This window comes from Paraburkholderia sp. SECH2 (assembly GCF_030464795.1).
In the GTDB taxonomy this organism is placed as follows: Bacteria; Pseudomonadota; Gammaproteobacteria; order Burkholderiales; family Burkholderiaceae; genus Paraburkholderia; species Paraburkholderia aspalathi.
In genome coordinates this window covers 499,649-515,669 of sequence record NZ_JALPRH010000002.1, presented here as the reverse complement: position 1 = coordinate 515,669, position 16,021 = coordinate 499,649, and the positions used below count along the sequence as shown (strand labels likewise).

Sequence of the window (16,021 nt, the reverse complement as noted above, 5' to 3'; positions counted from 1 at the left end):
GCGATGAACCTGCTCTACTGGCTCGACCCCTGGGAGTTTTCGCCGACCGTCATCATCGCCTTGCTGGTGCCGGCGATTCTTTTCGTGCGCGGTGCGCACAAGGCGAAGGTGTCGATTCGCCGGCGCATTTCCTTCTGGTTCGGGCTGGTGGCGTTGTACGTCGCGCTGCATACGCGGCTCGATTATTTCTTCGAGCATGAGTTCTTCATGCATCGCGCGCAGCATCTGGTGCTGCATCACCTCGGGCCGTTCTTTATCGCCCTCTCCTATCCGGGCGCCGCGTTGCGCGCGGGCATTCCATTCAGCTGGCGGCAACGCTTCGTGCGGCCTGCGCTGGAGACGCCGGTAGTACGCAAGCTGCTCGACGTGGTGATGCATCCGGTGGTCGCCGTCACGTTGTTCGTCGGCTTGATCTACTTCTGGCTGATGTCGCCAATTCATTTCATGGCGATGCTCGACTGGCGGCTTTATCGCGTGATGAACTGGAGCATGGTGATCGACGGGCTGCTGTTCTGGTGGCTCGTGCTCGATCCGCGCCCGGCGCCGCCGGCGCGTTTGTCGCCCGGCAAGCGCGTACTGGTGGTGATTGCTGCGATTCCGCCGCAGATCATGCTCGGCGCGTTTATCTTCTTTACGCCGCGCGAACTGTATCCGATCTACTCGATTTGCGGCCGCGCCTTCACGTGGCTGAGCCCGATGCGCGATCAGCAAATCGGCGGGCTGTTGCTGTGGATTCCGGGCTCGATGATGAGCGTGATCGGCGCGCTGTTGGCGTTGCGTCACTGGATGCGCTTGTCGGCACGCGGACGGCTGCGCAGCGAGCGGCGCGTCAAGGCGACGCACGGTTTGACGCAGCCCGCGTCAGCGCCTGCGAGCAGCCAGCGCTAAGCATTCTCGAATCGATTGAAGTCGCGGCGGTTGAAGCCGGTCGGCGCGCGAACGCCGAGTCCGGTTGCGCCCTGGCTTTTCAGGCCGAACGCATCCACACGTGCGGGATGCCGTCCTCTTCGTGAATCTCCGACACCGGCGTAAAGCCGAATGCCCCGTAAAAGCCTTGCAGATGCGCCTGCGCATGCAAACGGATCGGCGTACCCGGCCACTGCGCGCGGATATGCGCGAGCGAGCGTTCGAGCATCGCGTTGCCGACGCCGATGCCGCGGAATTCCGCCGTGGTCAGTACGCGGCCAATGCGGATATCGGTGTCGTCGGCGTCCGGCAACAGCACGCGCAGATAGCCCGCGAGCGCCGGCTTCTTTTCACCGGGGCCAAAGGCAAACAGGTGCCAGGCATCTGAATCGAGCCCGTCGATATCGCCATACAAGCAGTTCTGCTCGATGACGAACACCGCGCTGCGCGCGGCCAGCATCGCGTAAACTTCCGCGGCCGTGAGGTCTTCGAACGCTTTCCAGCGCCATTCGAGTTGCGCCAGTCGCGTGCTGGCAGTTTGCTGCGGTTCAGTCATGGGAAGGCTTCAAAGAGAGGTGCGCCAGCAGGGGTGGCGGCAATGCGAAATTATGCCGCGCGTGGGGATCTTAGACTATGCCGCGCAGATCCTGGCGAGTTCAGCTGCGACCCACGACCGACGCCCCACCCGCACGCACGCTTCATTCGGCCGCGCTCAACCGCCGCGCGCCGCCCGCGCTTTCGACGCCTGTTTGTGGCTATACATCGCCGCATCGGCCGCCGCGAGCAATTCGGCGATTGACGCATGCCGCTCAGGATCGTACTGAATCTGGCCGACGCTATAGCGGATCTGATAACCACGCTGTGCCTCTGCATTGCGCTCGTCCAGCAGTTTCGTGAGACGTTGCGTGACCTCCAGCGTCTCCGCGCTGTCCGAGTCGGTCAGAAGCGCGACGAACTCGTCGCCGCCGAGCCGCCCGATCACATCGCTTTCGCGCAGCGCAGAGCGCAACACCTCGGCGAAGGTCTTCAATGCGCGGTCGCCTTCCGCGTGGCCGTGGGTATCGTTAATCAGCTTGAAATCGTTCAGATCGAAAAACAGCAGCGACGCCGGTTTGTCCATCCGCTTGCAGACATTCAACGCATGTTGTGCGAGCGCTTCGAAACCGCGGCGGTTCGACAACAACGTCAGGTCGTCGAGTGTGGCCAGTTGCACCGCCATCAGTTCCTGTTCAGCCATACGCGCCAGATCGCGCAACAACTCGCGCTCTTCCTCGTCGAGCCCGCGTGGCTTTACGTCGATGAGACAAAGCGTGCCGAGCTTGCTGCCGTTCGGAACCGTAAGGGGACAGCCGGCATAGAAACGGATATTCGGATTGTTCGTGACGAGCGGGTTATCGTGGAAACGCTCGTCGGCCAGCGTGTCGGGGATCATCAGGATTTCGTCGCCGAGAATTGCGTGTGCACAGAACGACACGTCGCGAGAAGTCTCGCTCGCGCTCAAGCCGACGCACGACTTAAACCACTGCCGGTCTGCATCGACGATGCTCACGAGCGCGATCGGCACGCCGAATAGCCGTTTGGCGAGACGCGTCAGCCTGTCGAAACGCTCTTCGGGCAAGGTATCCAGGATGTTCAGCGCACGCAGTGTGTCGAGGCGGGCGCTTTCATTAACGGGCGTCAGTGGGACATGCATGTCGTATTCCGTAAAGCCATGGAGGTTGACCGGCGTCGCAGGCACATAGTGTATAGCGGCATCCATACCGTCGGATTGAGCCCGGCTGCCGGAGTTCCGCCTGATTGCGCCCTAATCCGGGCCCTACCTGGGTCCTACCCGGCCCCGCTATCACGGTATTGACGGTGAATTGCGCCGGCGCTGCCGCCCGGCGGCAAATCCGCTAGCAGCTTAAGAAAACCGGCTCGACGGGCTGTGCGAGACAGTCGATCAGGTTACCGGGCCCACACAGATGCAGCGCGCCCACCACCACCAGCGTGCGCTCCGGCCGCCCGAGCAGCGCCGTCACGCGCGCCGCCCACGCGCGATTGCGCGCATCGAGAATGGCGTGGCGGATGCCGGGCAGGTTGAACATCGGCGACTCGACAGCGATCTGGTGCACGGCTTCCAGATCGCCATGCAACCACGCGGCGTGCATCCGCTCGAGCGTGCGCTGCGGTTCGTCGAGATCGGACATCAGCATGCCGAGCGCAGTGCCAACTGCTTCAAGTGAAATCGATTCGAGCGATGCCGCCACGTCCTGCGCGGTCTCGAGATACTGGTACGGTTTGGCTTGCGTGAGCGCCGAGCGCAGCATGCGCGGCTCGACACCTTCGACGACCTGCTGGAACAGCGTCGGCGCGACGATCAGCGCGGCCCAAGGACGTAGCTCGACGAGCGGCGCCAACGGGCCCTCGACGGGCCACACAGCCTGGAGCTGATTCCAGGCATCGGCGGAGAGCAAAGGCCGCAGCTGATCGGCACCGCCCTGCGGGGGCGCCTTGAGAAACGGCAGGATCGTCGGCGGATCGGATTCGAATACCAGCGATTCGGCCCAGTCATACGCTTCGGCGATCCATGGCGGCGTTCTGCGGCTCGTCGCTGGAAACAGATGCATCGAGCCGAGCAGACGGACGTTGGTGCCGGTGAGTTGTAGGTACATGCAGCCTCGTGTAGACGGGCAATTGCGCAAAGCGGCAATCGGGCAATTCAATCAGCGGCGCGCGGGGCGGCGGCCCGACTCGCGGCCCCTCGCCATGCGGTCCGCACCGTGAACGCGACGAACAGCAGGAAAGCGATCTGCGAAACGTACAGGTCCAAGCGGATCGGATAGTGCAACGCGAACCATGAATTGTGCACCACGTCCGTGAAGATGACAGCGACGCAGAGGATCAGCCCTGCTCTCGGACTCAACAGCAATAGCAGAACCGTTAGCGGATCGATGAAGAGCAGCGACGTCCAGTAGATTTGTGTCAGCGGCGCCGCGCCGCCGTAGTCCCACCCGAGCCCGTGGATCAAAGCCACCTGCAGATGCGTCCAGGTGGCGCCGCAGAGACACAGCGCGTAGATCAGGCGCAAATAGAAGGAGCGGCGTACGGAGTTTGCGATACGCATGTCTTATCCGTTTTGCATTCAGAAAGGATTAAAAAAGCCCCGGCGTACGGGGCTTTTTCTTTTACGCAGCAAAAGCGGACAGTTTAATCGTCAACATTCGAATCATTCCGTGCCTCTTTTGAACGACTCCAGTTCGCCTGTATAGCGCTCGTTTCGCACACCATTACTGCCGTAATATTCTTCCACTGACTTTACCCAGCGGCCAATCTCAGGCACATACCAGAACGCTTTATAAGTGCGTCCGGTCACCTGAACGGGGCCGGTTTTCTGTGCGTGAGTGATCATGGCGGTGTCGCCTTGCTGCGTCTGCACGGCTTGAGTAACGGTCTGAGTCGGCTCGAGTTGCGCAACCCATTCGCCTTCCGCTTCGACTTTAATCGCCTGGAATTTTCCTGCCGGTACCTCGACGGTTTCAGTATCCACCACCCGATACTGGCTGCTCCACTTTTGCGAAGCGAAGGTCTTGTTCGGATGCTGTTCCGTATATTCGAGGTTCCAGGTTTTGCCCGGCGATAGCGGGAAAACGAACGGCCGATTGACGACCACCTCCGCGCCATTCACGTTGCGCTCGCGGCTCCAGTCGGCGCCTGCTATCACTTCGTTCGGCACCTGGGTCGAGCCCGCCTGCTTCGAGGTGTAATAAATGTGGGCAGGGGTTGCGCGCAGGACCGTCACTTCGTCGTGCGTCTGGCGCCATATTGAAGGCGTTTTCTCAAAGGTGTTGACGTAGGTCCACGAATCCCCGCCTTTAATGTCGGGAGGCGGTGCCGATTGCGCGATCGCCAGCAGTGGCAACCCAATGGTAAACAGCACAGCAGCGGTTATGTTTTTTTTCATTGGTCGTATGTTGTATTAACAGCGGGTTTGCCCTGCCCCGTGCTTTCGCGACCTGGAAACATCTAGAACCATTGCATCGTATCTCTAACGATGTTTCCGAATATGCGAAGCAGCCTGAGCTACTTTACATGATCGGCGTCGAACCGCCAGCGATCAATGCTTTATTCCGGACTCTAAAAAAACCTGGAATAAAATTGAAAGACAAAACAACAAAAATGAAAGACACAGATGACCGGTCACGGCTAACCGATAACAGTCGCGATGGCATGGACCTCTCAGGCTTGCTTGTATTGAGTCACTGCCCTCTTCGTGAATACAGACCGCACGATTCGAGAACGACCCCTCGCTGAATGCAGCCCGTCTTCGACGACGCTTTAATGTCACCGTGCGCTAAAGTTAACCGCGGATCTGTCGTTAAGAATATCGCAGACGCACGATCCATTTGACTTCCTCTATTCGACTTTCTGCGATACCGCAGGACTTCGCCGAAACGACGGGTGGGAAGGCCATATGGCTTACGAGCGCTGAAATCTTAATTACACGCTAACTCGGAAGCTGATCCCCTAAATGAACCTGAGAAACCTCTTTTTATTGCTGTCTATCGCAGCGTTGGCGGGATGCGCGACGACGCCGCCCATGTCGGTAACGAAGCAGGAGCAGCATGAACTTGGGCCGGTAGCCGGTGCGCTATTCATTCCCCAGAATAGCTTGTTGGTGACAGTAACGCCGACCAACGCCGGTGGCGCAGGCCTGCTCGGCGCGCTGATTGTAGCGGGCATCGATGCGGCCCGCCGATCCTCGGCGGAAAGCGCCGCCGCTCCGATGTTTGAGCAACTGCACGATTATGACTTCCGCGCCGTCATGAAGCAGGCGTCCAACGACGCAGTCGGCTCGCTCGAGACCATCAAGTTTGCAGCGCCGCTCAATGTCGAGACTGTCAACTCGAGCACGCAGAAAAGAATCGTCTTTGACAATGCTTCAGCAAGCGCAGTCATGTTCGTCGATGTCGGCTACCAGTTGCAGTCTGGAAACCTTTATGTGTCCGCTAATGTCGTGATGTATCCGAAGTCCGACAACTTGCGGCAGTTCAGGAATAAACCGAACGATTCCGACCCGCTCAATTCCGGTAATGCCATATACCGGAAAACGTTCAACTACGCGAAGTTGAATGTGTCTGCTACCGACATCAAGCAGGGTTTGACGGAAGGGGCGAACAACATCGCATCCCAGCTCGCGGCCGATCTGAATCATCCCATTTGATTTGAAGTAGCGGTTGTTCGGCTGCGTGGTGCAACACGGTAAGCGCTGATGCCGGACACCGAAACGCGCCAGGTTGATTTCGGCGACAACGTCGCCGAAAAAAGAAAAGCCCCGACAAGTCGGGGCTTTTCTTTACATCAACTACTGGAGGCGCGAGCCGGAGTCGAACCGGCCTAAACGGCTTTGCAGGCCGCTGCATAACCGCTTTGCTATCGCGCCGCAAGCGGACTGGAATCTAGCTGCAGATTCTCAGATTTGTCTGGCGGGCGACCGTAAGGACTGACCCACCAAACAAAAAGGGAAGCGTTGCTTCCCCTTATGTATGGAGCGGGAGACGAGGCTCGAACTCGCGACCTCAACCTTGGCAAGGTTGCGCTCTACCAACTGAGCTACTCCCGCATTGCCCTACTTCACAACGCCTTGCACTTTTACTGCGCCAAACAACGCGTTGCTTCAAAATTTGGAGCGGGAGACGAGGCTCGAACTCGCGACCTCAACCTTGGCAAGGTTGCGCTCTACCAACTGAGCTACTCCCGCAATGTGCTGCTAACTTCTGCCTTGTTACTGCAACTACTCTCTTACTGCCACCGCGCTTCAAACTGCGTGCATCGGAGAAACGAGATTATGGAGAAACGACTGAAACGTGTCAACCCCTTTTGCGAATGTCTTTAACGGAAAAGATTTCACTCATGCTTGACCGACGTTCGGGCACGCTTCAGCCGCTCGGGCATCGCGCCCCGAACGTTTTCCAATCAGGCGACGCCACTCCGTTCGCGGATCTGCGGCCACGCGAGTTTCATGTAATAGAGCATCGACCAGATCGTCAGGAACGCGGCCAGATAGATCAGCCACAGGCCCCACACGCGCGTATCGACAGACACCCCGCCACCGAACGGCAACGGCCCGTAGAACAGCAGCATCGGAATCGCGACCATCTGGCACACCGTCTTGAACTTGCCGAGCGAATTCACCGCGACACTCTTCGATGCGCCGATCTGCGCCATCCATTCACGCAACGCCGAGATGGCGATCTCGCGCCCGACGATCACCAGCGCGATCGCCGAATCGATCCGTGCGAGTTGCACGAGCACCAGCAACGCAGCCGTCACCATCAGCTTGTCGGCGACCGGATCGAGAAACGCGCCGAACGCCGAGGTCTGATTCCATTTGCGGGCCAGAAAGCCGTCGAACCAGTCGGTGAGCGCCGCCAGAATGAAAATCGTCGCGGCGGCCAGATTGCGGTGCGCCGGGCTCATCATCATGTCGGGCAAATAGAACACGCCGACGACGAGCGGAATCAGGACGATCCGCAGCCAAGTCAGGAAAATCGGGAAATTAAACGGCATGGGCAGGCGCAGCGTCTGACAAGGGAGATGCAATTGTGCCGTGTCACAGGGCCTGCCACAAGCAAAGCGGCGCGCGGGGCCTGGCAGGCGCCGCGCCGGAGCACCGTTTGTCGGGCACTTATCAGCAGCTTGCTGAGCGCTTCTGCGCGACCCATTGGCCGCACGTTGCCCGCCTGGGGCAGCGTGGCGTACAACAGATCAGTGCAATTGCCGATAGATCTGCTCAGCAAGCGCCTGCGAAATTCCTTCGACGCTAGCCAGATCCTCGACACTGGCCGCAACCACCCCACGCAGCCCGCCGAAGCGCGCCAATAGCCTCTGACGCCGCTTCGCGCCTACCCCTTCGAGCTCTTCGAGCCGAGAGGTCTGGCGAGTCTTGCCGCGCTTCGCGCGCATGCCGGTAATCGCAAAGCGGTGCGCCTCGTCACGAATTTGCGCGACCAGCATCAGCGCCGCGCTCTCCTTGCCAAGTTCGAGCGCCGCACGGCCGTCCGCGAAAATTAAGGTCTCGAGACCGACCTTGCGTCCCTCGCCCTTCGCGACACCGACCAGCATGCCGGTATCGAGACCCAGTTCGGTAAACACCTGGCGCGCGATTTCAACCTGACCCTTGCCACCGTCGATCAACACAATGGTGGGCAGGATGCCGCCGGCCGCAGCCGGTTCCGCGGCATCCGCTGCGAGCGACGGGTCCGCGGCCGCGTCGCTTTGCAATTCGGCGGCTTCGTCCGCGGCGTTCGCAGCCGCCTGCGCGACCATCTTCTCGTAGCGACGCGTCAGCACCTGACGCATTGCCGCGTAGTCGTCGCCGGGCGTAATGCCGGTGATGTTATAGCGCCGGTATTCGGACGACTGCATCTTGTGATGGTGATACACCACGCACGACGCCTGCGTCGCCTCGCCCATCGTGTGGCTAATGTCGAAGCACTCGATACGCAGATGCGCAAGGTCATCGCACTCCATGCCGAGCGTGTCGGTGAGCGCGCGCGTACGGGCCTGCTGCGAGCCTTGTTCCGAGAGCAGGCGTGCGAGCGCGAGCCGCGCGTTCTGCTCGGCCATTGCGAGCCATGCGCGCCGTTGACCTTGCGGCTGGCGCAGCACCGTCACCTTGTGGCCGGCTTGCTCGATCAGCACGTCGACCAGTTCGCGCGTGGACGGCGCATGGCTGACCACGAGCACCGGCGGGACGCGATTGCCGATGTAGTGCTGCGCGATGAACGCCTCCAGCACTTCAGATTCGATCCCGCCGACGGTTGCACGGCCTTTGCGTGGCGCCGAAGGCTCGACTTCGGACTCGATCTCATCGCCCTCTTCACCTTCAGCCTCGACAGCAGCATCGGCCTCGTCGTCATCTTCTTCGGACGGCATCTCCCCGGCGATTGCGAGCGCGTCAGCTGCATCGGACGATGTGTTCATGCTGTTTGCGGCCTCGTCAGACACCAGGTCAGCATCGCTCGCGACATCGACCAGCAGTTCATCGTCGCCGCCTTGTTCAAGCCCGCCCTCGCCGACCGTCAATGCGCTTTCCACGTGCGACGGAAAATACGCCTTGTCGCCCAGATGCCGCCCGCCGCGCACCATCGCGAGATTCACGCACACGCGCCCACCGAGCGCGACCACCGCGAGAATATCCACATCGCTATCGCCGCCGACTTCAATCGCCTGCTGATGCAGCACCGTCGACAGCGAACTCATCTGATTGCGCACCGCCGCGGCCTGCTCGAACTTCAGCTCGCTCGCGAACGCGTGCATCTTCTGCTCGAGCTCCTTCATTACCTCGCCCTGCCGGCCGAGCAGAAAGCGCGACGCATTGGCGACATCGCGCGCGTAATCTTCTTCGCTAATCGCCGCGACGCACGGCGCCGTGCAGCGGCCGATCTGATGCAGCAGACACGGCCGCGTGCGGTTGTTGAACACGGAGTCCTCGCACGTGCGCAACTGAAAAACGCGCTGCAGGATCTGGATGCTTTCGCGCACCGCCCACGCACTCGGGAACGGCCCGAAGTACTGGTTCTTGCGATCCACCGAGCCGCGGTAGTACGCCATGCGCGGAAACTTGTGACCGGTCAGCTTGAGATAGGGATACGACTTGTCGTCGCGAAACAGGATGTTGTAACGCGGCGCCAGCGCCTTGATCAGGTTGTTTTCGAGCAGCAGCGCTTCGGCCTCGGAACGCGTGACGGTCGTCTCGATGCGCGCAATGCGCGTCACCATCATCGCGATGCGCGGCGACAGTTGCGTCTTCGTAAAGTAGCTCGAGACGCGCTTCTTGAGATCGCGCGCCTTGCCCACGTAAAGCACCGTGCCCTGCGTATCGTAATAGCGATAGACGCCGGGCAGATGCGGCAATTGGGCGAGCACTTTTTTCGGCTCGAAAACGTCAGTTGCTTCGGGTTCGGTCATGCAGAATCGGTTGGCTGGGACAGTGTCGCAAAGCCTCTGCCTACACGCGGCGCGCTGAGTGCTCACTGAGGCGCGGAACCGCGGGCGAGTGCTTTAGAATCGCCAGTTTAGAGCATTCCGCGTGCGTTCGAACCCTGCTGCATCGAATGGTGTGATGCTCCGGGAGAAGCCGGCGGCTGAAGCCGCTTGCGCCACCCGCCAGCAAGACCCTGCCGAACCCGACCGCGCCACCTGTTCCACTCTGCGACCACGCCACCATGTCCTCCGCTTCCTCCGTTAGGCCCGTTTCCGAACAACCCGCGGCCGCGCCCACAGGGATTGCCTGCGACATCTTCTGCGCGGTGATCGACAATTTCGGCGATATCGGCGTGTGCTGGCGTCTCGCGCGCCAACTGGCAAGCGAGCACGGCTGGCAGGTGCGTGTGTTCGTCGACGATCTGCATGCGTTCCAGAAACTGTGCCCGTCGCTGGTGCCGGATCGCGCGCGCCAGGCAGTCGGCGGCATCATCGTCGAGCACTGGCACGAGCCGGCCCACGCGGGCGATACGCTCGAAGTGGCTGACGTCGTGATCGAGGCATTCGGCTGCGAGTTGCCGCCGATCTACGTCGCCGCAATGGCGCGGCGCGAGCGAGCGCCGGTCTGGTTCAACCTCGAATACCTGAGCGCCGAGGACTGGGTCGCGGATTTCCATCTGCGACCGTCGCCGCATCCACGCTACCCGCTGACCAAGACCTTCTTTTTCCCGGGACTCGGCCTTGGCACCGGCGGCGTACTCAAGGAGCGGCATCTAGACGCCGCACGCGCGGCCTTCGAGGCCTCGCAACCGGAGCGCGAAGCGTGGTGGCTCAAGACCACCGGCCGTGCGCCGCCCCCGCCCACAGCCACAGTCGTCTCGCTGTTCGCCTACGAAAACCCCGCCATCGACAGCCTGCTCGAACAATGGCGCGACAGCGCCGAACCGGTCGTTCTGCTGGTGCCGGAAGGGCGCATTTCGGGCGCGGTCGCGCGCTTTTTCGGGTTGCCGGCATTCGCTGCCGGTTCGCACGCCGAGCGCGGCAGCCTCGGCGTTCACGCACTCGCTTTCACCGAGCAACCGGGTTACGACACGCTCCTGTGGGCCAGCGACGTCAATTTCGTGCGCGGCGAAGATTCGTTCGTGCGCGCCCAATGGGCCGCCAAACCCTTTGTCTGGCACATCTACCCCCAGGCCGACGACGCCCATCTGCCGAAGCTCGATGCCGCGCTCGCCCACTACGCCCGCACCCTGCCCACCGAGGCGCGGGACGCCCTCGCGCGCTTCTGGCACGCATGGAACGGCGCGGGCCGGCCGGACTGGGCGGAATTCCAGCGCCACCGCGCGGCGCTGAAGCAGCGCGCGGCCGAATGGTCCGGCGAACTGGTCCAGGTGGGCGACCTCGCCGGAAATCTGGCCTTGTTCGCAAAAACTCAGTTAAAATAAGCGGTTATCCAACGGCCGACGGCGCAAGCGCGGCCCGACCGTGGCGAGGTTTGGCAAACTCGTTTGACCAATTCATCCGGCAGACTCGTCTTGCAAATTCGTCTGGCAAATTCGCCCGGATAACGGAGCAAGACTCAAGGGCCAGACTCAGGGACCAAACTCAGGGGCTAGACCCACGGGCCAGACCAATTCGCAAGGCAAACCCGGCAGGCCAATCCGCTTGCGCCGTATGCCGTTGAGCAAAAGTTGAAGCTACTTATTTCGTACAGGACAGTTTTATGAAGACCGCACAGGAACTCCGCACCGGCAACGTAGTCATGATCGGCGCAGACGCGATGGTCGTGCAAAAGGCCGAATACAACAAATCGGGCCGCAACTCCGCCGTCGTCAAGATGAAGTTCAAGAACCTGCTGAGTGGCGCAGGCATGGAAAGCGTGTACAAGGCTGACGACAAGTTCGACGTCGTCGTGCTGGAACGCAAGGAAGTCACGTACTCGTACTTCGCTGACCCGATGTACGTGTTCATGGACGCCGACTACAACCAGTTCGAAGTCGAAGGTGAAATGATGGGCGACGCCCTCCATTACCTCGAAGACGGCATGGCTTGCGAAGTCGTTTTCTACAACGAGAAAGCCATTTCCGTCGAACTGCCGACCACGCTGGTCCGTGAAATCATCTACACGGAACCGGCAGTCAAGGGCGATACGTCGTCGGGCAAGGTGTTGAAGAACGCCAAGCTGACCACCGGTTTCGAACTGCAAGTGCCGCTCTTCTGCAACATCGGCGACAAGATCGAAATCGACACGCGTACGCACGAGTACCGCAGCCGCGCCTAAGCGCCTGCAGCCTGAATCCCGCGGCGGAGCAAGTCCGGCGCGGCGAAAAATAATTGGCAAGAAAAAAGCGCCCACTTTGGGCGCTTTTTCTTTTTTGCGCCGCCGTGTATGGTTGTGGAAATCTTTACCGGCCCTTTCTCAAAAATGCCTGTCCGTTGTGCTTTCCTTCCTATCTTGCGTCAAATAAACCATTGATAAGCTTAAGTAATTGTCTGTGGCACAGTCCATGCTTCTCTCCGATAGAGGCCAGTAAGGCTTGATTCCCTCAACTCCGGAGATGCGACATGAATCACGACATCGCTGAAGGCAAGTGGAAGCAAATGGTCGGCAAGGCCAAGACAGCATGGGGTGAATTGACGGACGATGAATTGACCAAGGCAGAAGGCCGGGTCGACAAATTGGCCGGCCTGATCCAGGAACGCTACGGTAAGACTCGCCAGCAAGCGGAACTCGAGGTACGGCGTTTCTTCGACAGCCATCGGGATTTCTGACCGGTCGAATGAAGAAAATACAGGTGCCCCTCCACGCGTCACAACGCGTCAGGGCGGGCATCCACTGAAAAGCAAAGGACCAGAACTACGTGAGTCGAATCGCCCCAGATCCGCTTGCAGGCCGTGTTCCGCGGCTTGCGCTGCGCCCATGCCAATCGGGCCGCGGCTATCCCGCCGTCCCGGCAGGCGCTGCCCATGCGGTCCGGCATTCGACCGACAGTACCGGCCAGCCATCGCGCCCGTGGCGCGCGCCAGAGCACCGGCGCGGCGTATCGGGTATTCCGTCCATCCAAAAATAGCGCTCGCCATGCCACACGCCCTGATTGTTGAAGACGATCCCAATAGCCTGTCAGGCCTGTCCGCCATCCTCGCCGCCGACGGCTTCTCTGTCGACACCGCGACCACCATCGCCGAGGCCCGGGCCGCATTGACGCGCTTCATCCCCGATGTCGTGCTGGTCGACCTGAATCTGCCGGACGGCAGCGGGCTCGACGTGTTGCAGCACCTGCCCGCGCATCCGCCCGGCGGCGCCCTGCCCGTGATCGTGATGACCGGCAACGCGACGGTCGAGAGCGCGATCGAGGGTCTGCGGCACGGCATTTGGGACTATCTGCTTAAACCGGTCAATATCCCGCGCCTGCGCAGCCTGCTCGCCCGGATTCCGCGTCCGTACGAGCTGACCGAAGAAGTCCAGACGCTACGCGCGTCGCTGCGCCGACTCGGTCGTTTCGGCTCGCTGCTCGGCCGCAGCGGTGCGATCCAGCATGTCTACGACACGATCGAACATATCGCGCCGACCGAAGCCGCCGTGCTGATTTCCGGCGAAGCCGGCACGGGCAAGCAGCTTGCCGCGCGCACGCTGCACGACATGAGCCGGCGCCGGAAAGGACCGTTCATTACGTTCGACTGCCGGACGGCGGCCAGCGTCGCGGCGCACCGCTCGCTCGACAGCGTGCTGTTCGGCCACGAACGCGGCGCGTTCAGCGGTGCCGAACAGCGCGAGCCGGGCCTGTTCGAGCAGGCCAGCGGCGGTACGCTGTTCATCGACGAAATCGCCGAGTTGCCGCGCGCCCAGCAGGAAGCGCTGCTGCGCGCACTCGATTCGCAGACCTTCATGCGGGTCGGCGGCACGAATCAGGTGGCGACCGACTTCCGGCTGATCGCCTCGACGCGCAAAAACCCGCGCGCGGCAGTCGCCGACGGCAGCCTGCACGAAGACTTGGCGTTGCGTCTCGAAGCGGCCGCGATATCGCTGCCGCCGTTGCGCGAGCGCGGCGACGATCCGACGCTGATCGCGCAAGCCGTTGTCGACGAGTTGAATCACGAAGCGATCACGCGCGGCACCTCGGAAACGGCCAAGCAGGTCGGACCCAACTTCCTGCGCGAGTGCCTCTCGTACGAGTGGCCGGGCAATGTGCGCGAGTTGCAGGATCGCGTGCGCCGCGCGTATCACGCATCGGGCGACGTCCTGGAATCGTTGCGCGCCGATGAAGCGGGCTCGGTAAACGGGCGCGATCTGAACGGCAGCCGCGTGCAGGTCACCGTCGGCACGCCCCTCGCGGACGTCGAGGAAATGCTGATTCGCGCAACACTCGATGCGGTTGGCGGCACACGCCATCGCGCGGCGTCGCTGCTGGGGATCAGTCCGAAGACGCTGTACAACAAGCTGCAACGGATGCGTTTGAACTGACCGGGTGAGGCCGGCTTTGCGGCAGGCCTCGCTTGAATGGAAAAACGGCGCCTGAAAGAGGCGCCGTTTTTTGTTCGATGCAACCGCTTGAGTTGTAGATCTGCTCTCTATCAGTTGCAAGCGGCTGCTATCGATTGCTCAAGCAAACGCACTGCGCAACAAAGTTTGCGCTTGCAGATACTGCGGCTCGGCGACCAGCTTGCTCCACTTGAGCGCCTTGCCGCGCGGCCGCATGCGCTTGAGCCGCTGCTGCGACTCCTTCGACGGCGTGAAGCGCAGCGCGTCCAGCACCTTCTCCGCTTCGTCCGGCTGATTGCAGATCAGCACCATGTCGCAGCCGGCCTGCAGTGCGGCGGTCGCGCCTTCGGTCAGCGTGCCGCCCTGGCGCGCGGCTTCCATCGAAAGATCGTCGCTGAAGACCGCGCCTTCGAAACGCAATTTCTTGCGCAGGATGTCCTGCAGCCAGACACGCGAGAAGCCCGCCGGCTTCGAATCGACCTGCGGATAAACCACATGGGCGGGCAGCACCGCCCCGAGCGACACATCGAGCCAGTCGTACGGCGCCGCGTCCTCGCGCAGGATTTCATCGAGCGAACGGTCGTCGACCGGCATCGCGACGTGGGAGTCCGCGTGCGCGAAGCCGTGTCCTGGGAAATGTTTGCCGCAATTGCTCATGCCGGCCAACGCAAGGCCGTGACTGAGGCTCTTCGCCAGCAAGGTCACGACGCGCGGGTCGCGATGAAACGAGCGATCGCCGATCACCTGCGACTGGCCGTAATTCAGATCGAGCACCGGCGTAAAACTCATATCGATGCCGCACGCGCGCAACTCAGACGCGAGAATGTAGCCGACTGCAGTCGTCACCTTCGTGGCGTGCAGCACGTCGCTGTCCCACAACGTACCGAGCTTGCCCATGGCCGGCAACACCGTGAAGCCGTCGGTGCGAAAGCGCTGCACGCGGCCGCCTTCGTGGTCGACGGCAATCAGCAGATCGTCGCGAATCGCGCGAATCGAATCGGTGAGCGCGATCAATTGTGCGCGGCTCTCGTAATGCCGGGTGAACAGGATCACGCCGCCGGTCATCGGATGGGCAAGGCGGCGTTTGTCGTCGTGGTTCAGCCTTGTGCCGACCACGTCGAGCATTACCGGTCCGGGAGTGAGTTTCATCGAATTCCGCTAGAAAAAGCCTGAAGCTAAGAGAGACACGGCCGACGTGCGCCGCGTTCAGAATATTTTTATTCGTCGCTGGCGGGTGCGTGGGGGGGCTCCGGCCCTCGCGCCGCATCCCCGGTTTCCGCAATCACAAACGACACCGCGTAATCGCGTTCGTCGCTGATCGTCACGCGCGCCGTGATGCCGCGCGCGTCGAGCCATTCGGCCAGTTCGCCCGATGCCACCACCATCGGCTCGCCGCTCGGTTTGTTGAGCGTTTGCAGCGCGCGCCAGGTCATCGGCCAACGCATGCCGAGGCCGATCGCTTTTGAGAAGGCTTCTTTGGCCGAGAACCGCGTGGCGAGAAATGCGAGTCCGCGCGCCGCCGACCGCGCGTGACGCGCGTGATACACGCGCAGCTCGTCCGGGCCGAGCACCTTCTCAGCGAAGCGGCCGTTGGTGCGTGTCATCACCGCGGCCACGCGGCTGACCTGAACGATATCCGTACCGATGCCGTAGATTGTCATGTTCGGC

The 16,021-nt window shown here is 61.5% G+C and carries 15 protein-coding genes and 3 tRNA genes; 6 read left to right on the top strand and 12 right to left on the bottom strand.

The window, feature by feature from the left end:
* Positions 1–3: 3 nt before the first annotated feature.
* Positions 4–888, top strand: a complete 885-nt coding sequence (locus M0D66_RS06785) for a cytochrome c oxidase assembly protein (protein WP_093640410.1) — start codon at positions 4–6, stop codon at positions 886–888.
* Between the two features lie 79 nt (positions 889–967).
* Here M0D66_RS06785 and M0D66_RS06780 read toward each other — a convergent pair whose 3' ends face one another.
* From M0D66_RS06780 to M0D66_RS06760, 5 genes are all read right to left on the bottom strand, one after another.
* A complete protein-coding gene (locus M0D66_RS06780) occupies positions 968–1,462 on the bottom strand; it encodes a GNAT family N-acetyltransferase (RefSeq protein WP_093640413.1) in 495 nt (164 codons plus the stop codon).
* A gap of 156 nt (positions 1,463–1,618) precedes the next feature.
* Complete coding sequence (locus M0D66_RS06775) at positions 1,619–2,599, bottom strand: sensor domain-containing diguanylate cyclase (protein ID WP_266210388.1); 981 nt, start codon at positions 2,597–2,599, stop codon at positions 1,619–1,621.
* Between the two features lie 202 nt (positions 2,600–2,801).
* Positions 2,802–3,560 (bottom strand): TraB/GumN family protein, encoded by a 759-nt coding sequence (locus M0D66_RS06770; RefSeq protein ID WP_266210386.1) that lies wholly within the window; start codon positions 3,558–3,560, stop codon positions 2,802–2,804.
* 47 nt (positions 3,561–3,607) lie between these two features.
* Positions 3,608–4,012 carry a hypothetical protein gene (locus M0D66_RS06765; protein WP_200618384.1) on the bottom strand — a complete coding sequence of 135 codons (405 nt, stop codon included), beginning with the start codon at positions 4,010–4,012 and terminating at the stop codon, positions 3,608–3,610.
* Positions 4,013–4,114: 102 nt separating this feature from the next.
* Positions 4,115–4,849: a hypothetical protein gene (locus M0D66_RS06760; protein WP_093640427.1), complete on the bottom strand. Its 735-nt coding sequence runs from the start codon at positions 4,847–4,849 to the stop codon at positions 4,115–4,117.
* Positions 4,850–5,416: 567 nt separating this feature from the next.
* Here M0D66_RS06760 and M0D66_RS06755 point away from each other — a divergent pair.
* Positions 5,417–6,109, top strand: coding sequence for a hypothetical protein (locus tag M0D66_RS06755; RefSeq protein WP_143131759.1), 693 nt, complete (start codon positions 5,417–5,419; stop codon positions 6,107–6,109).
* Between the two features lie 145 nt (positions 6,110–6,254).
* Here M0D66_RS06755 and M0D66_RS06750 read toward each other — a convergent pair.
* From M0D66_RS06750 to uvrC, 5 genes are all read right to left on the bottom strand, one after another.
* Positions 6,255–6,328, bottom strand: a tRNA-Cys gene (locus M0D66_RS06750).
* A 104-nt stretch (positions 6,329–6,432) separates the two neighbouring features.
* Positions 6,433–6,508: transfer RNA gene (locus M0D66_RS06745), tRNA-Gly, on the bottom strand.
* Positions 6,509–6,570: 62 nt separating this feature from the next.
* Positions 6,571–6,646 (bottom strand) — tRNA-Gly (locus tag M0D66_RS06740).
* A 215-nt stretch (positions 6,647–6,861) separates the two neighbouring features.
* Positions 6,862–7,455 carry a CDP-diacylglycerol--glycerol-3-phosphate 3-phosphatidyltransferase gene (gene pgsA, locus M0D66_RS06735; protein ID WP_054036235.1) on the bottom strand — a complete coding sequence of 198 codons (594 nt, stop codon included), beginning with the start codon at positions 7,453–7,455 and terminating at the stop codon, positions 6,862–6,864.
* A 198-nt stretch (positions 7,456–7,653) separates the two neighbouring features.
* Entirely contained in the window at positions 7,654–9,858 is a 2,205-nt protein-coding gene (gene uvrC, locus M0D66_RS06730) for an excinuclease ABC subunit UvrC (protein WP_200618382.1), read from the bottom strand.
* Positions 9,859–10,115: 257 nt separating this feature from the next.
* On the opposite strand from uvrC, the gene earP reads away from it, so the two are divergent.
* The 4 genes from earP to M0D66_RS06710 all read left to right on the top strand — a co-directional run bounded on the left by earP (position 10,116) and on the right by M0D66_RS06710 (position 14,335).
* Positions 10,116–11,318: an elongation factor P maturation arginine rhamnosyltransferase EarP gene (gene earP, locus M0D66_RS06725; RefSeq protein WP_266210379.1), complete on the top strand. Its 1,203-nt coding sequence runs from the start codon at positions 10,116–10,118 to the stop codon at positions 11,316–11,318.
* A gap of 278 nt (positions 11,319–11,596) precedes the next feature.
* Positions 11,597–12,154, top strand: coding sequence for an elongation factor P (efp, locus tag M0D66_RS06720; protein ID WP_093640439.1), 558 nt, complete (start codon positions 11,597–11,599; stop codon positions 12,152–12,154).
* Between the two features lie 284 nt (positions 12,155–12,438).
* The gene (locus M0D66_RS06715) at positions 12,439–12,645 is read left to right on the top strand and encodes a CsbD family protein (RefSeq protein ID WP_200618380.1); all 207 of its coding nucleotides are present in this window, start codon (positions 12,439–12,441) and stop codon (positions 12,643–12,645) included.
* Between the two features lie 307 nt (positions 12,646–12,952).
* Positions 12,953–14,335, top strand: a complete 1,383-nt coding sequence (locus M0D66_RS06710; RefSeq protein ID WP_093640444.1) for a sigma-54 dependent transcriptional regulator — start codon at positions 12,953–12,955, stop codon at positions 14,333–14,335.
* Positions 14,336–14,473: 138 nt separating this feature from the next.
* Here the strand turns inward: M0D66_RS06710 and nagZ are convergent, their stop codons facing one another.
* Both nagZ and acpS read right to left on the bottom strand, forming a co-directional pair.
* The gene (nagZ, locus tag M0D66_RS06705) at positions 14,474–15,502 is read right to left on the bottom strand and encodes a beta-N-acetylhexosaminidase (RefSeq protein WP_093640447.1); all 1,029 of its coding nucleotides are present in this window, start codon (positions 15,500–15,502) and stop codon (positions 14,474–14,476) included.
* 68 nt (positions 15,503–15,570) lie between these two features.
* Positions 15,571–16,014 (bottom strand): holo-ACP synthase, encoded by a 444-nt coding sequence (acpS, locus tag M0D66_RS06700; RefSeq protein ID WP_200652974.1) that lies wholly within the window; start codon positions 16,012–16,014, stop codon positions 15,571–15,573.
* Positions 16,015–16,021 lie beyond the last annotated feature (7 nt).

Bases quoted from the DNA above. Each gene is read 5' to 3' on its own strand.
- M0D66_RS06785 (WP_093640410.1), top strand. From the start codon at position 4: ATGAACCTGCTCTACTGGCTCGACCCCTGGGAGTTTTCGCCGACCGTC.
- M0D66_RS06780 (WP_093640413.1), bottom strand. From the start codon at position 1,462: ATGACTGAACCGCAGCAAACTGCCAGCACGCGACTGGCGCAACTCGAA.
- M0D66_RS06775 (WP_266210388.1), bottom strand. From the start codon at position 2,599: ATGCATGTCCCACTGACGCCCGTTAATGAAAGCGCCCGCCTCGACACA.
- M0D66_RS06770 (WP_266210386.1), bottom strand. From the start codon at position 3,560: ATGTACCTACAACTCACCGGCACCAACGTCCGTCTGCTCGGCTCGATG.
- M0D66_RS06765 (WP_200618384.1), bottom strand. From the start codon at position 4,012: ATGCGTATCGCAAACTCCGTACGCCGCTCCTTCTATTTGCGCCTGATC.
- M0D66_RS06760 (WP_093640427.1), bottom strand. From the start codon at position 4,849: ATGAAAAAAAACATAACCGCTGCTGTGCTGTTTACCATTGGGTTGCCA.
- M0D66_RS06755 (WP_143131759.1), top strand. From the start codon at position 5,417: ATGAACCTGAGAAACCTCTTTTTATTGCTGTCTATCGCAGCGTTGGCG.
- pgsA (WP_054036235.1), bottom strand. From the start codon at position 7,455: ATGCCGTTTAATTTCCCGATTTTCCTGACTTGGCTGCGGATCGTCCTG.
- uvrC (WP_200618382.1), bottom strand. From the start codon at position 9,858: ATGACCGAACCCGAAGCAACTGACGTTTTCGAGCCGAAAAAAGTGCTC.
- earP (WP_266210379.1), top strand. From the start codon at position 10,116: ATGTCCTCCGCTTCCTCCGTTAGGCCCGTTTCCGAACAACCCGCGGCC.
- efp (WP_093640439.1), top strand. From the start codon at position 11,597: ATGAAGACCGCACAGGAACTCCGCACCGGCAACGTAGTCATGATCGGC.
- M0D66_RS06715 (WP_200618380.1), top strand. From the start codon at position 12,439: ATGAATCACGACATCGCTGAAGGCAAGTGGAAGCAAATGGTCGGCAAG.
- M0D66_RS06710 (WP_093640444.1), top strand. From the start codon at position 12,953: ATGCCACACGCCCTGATTGTTGAAGACGATCCCAATAGCCTGTCAGGC.
- nagZ (WP_093640447.1), bottom strand. From the start codon at position 15,502: ATGAAACTCACTCCCGGACCGGTAATGCTCGACGTGGTCGGCACAAGG.
- acpS (WP_200652974.1), bottom strand. From the start codon at position 16,014: ATGACAATCTACGGCATCGGTACGGATATCGTTCAGGTCAGCCGCGTG.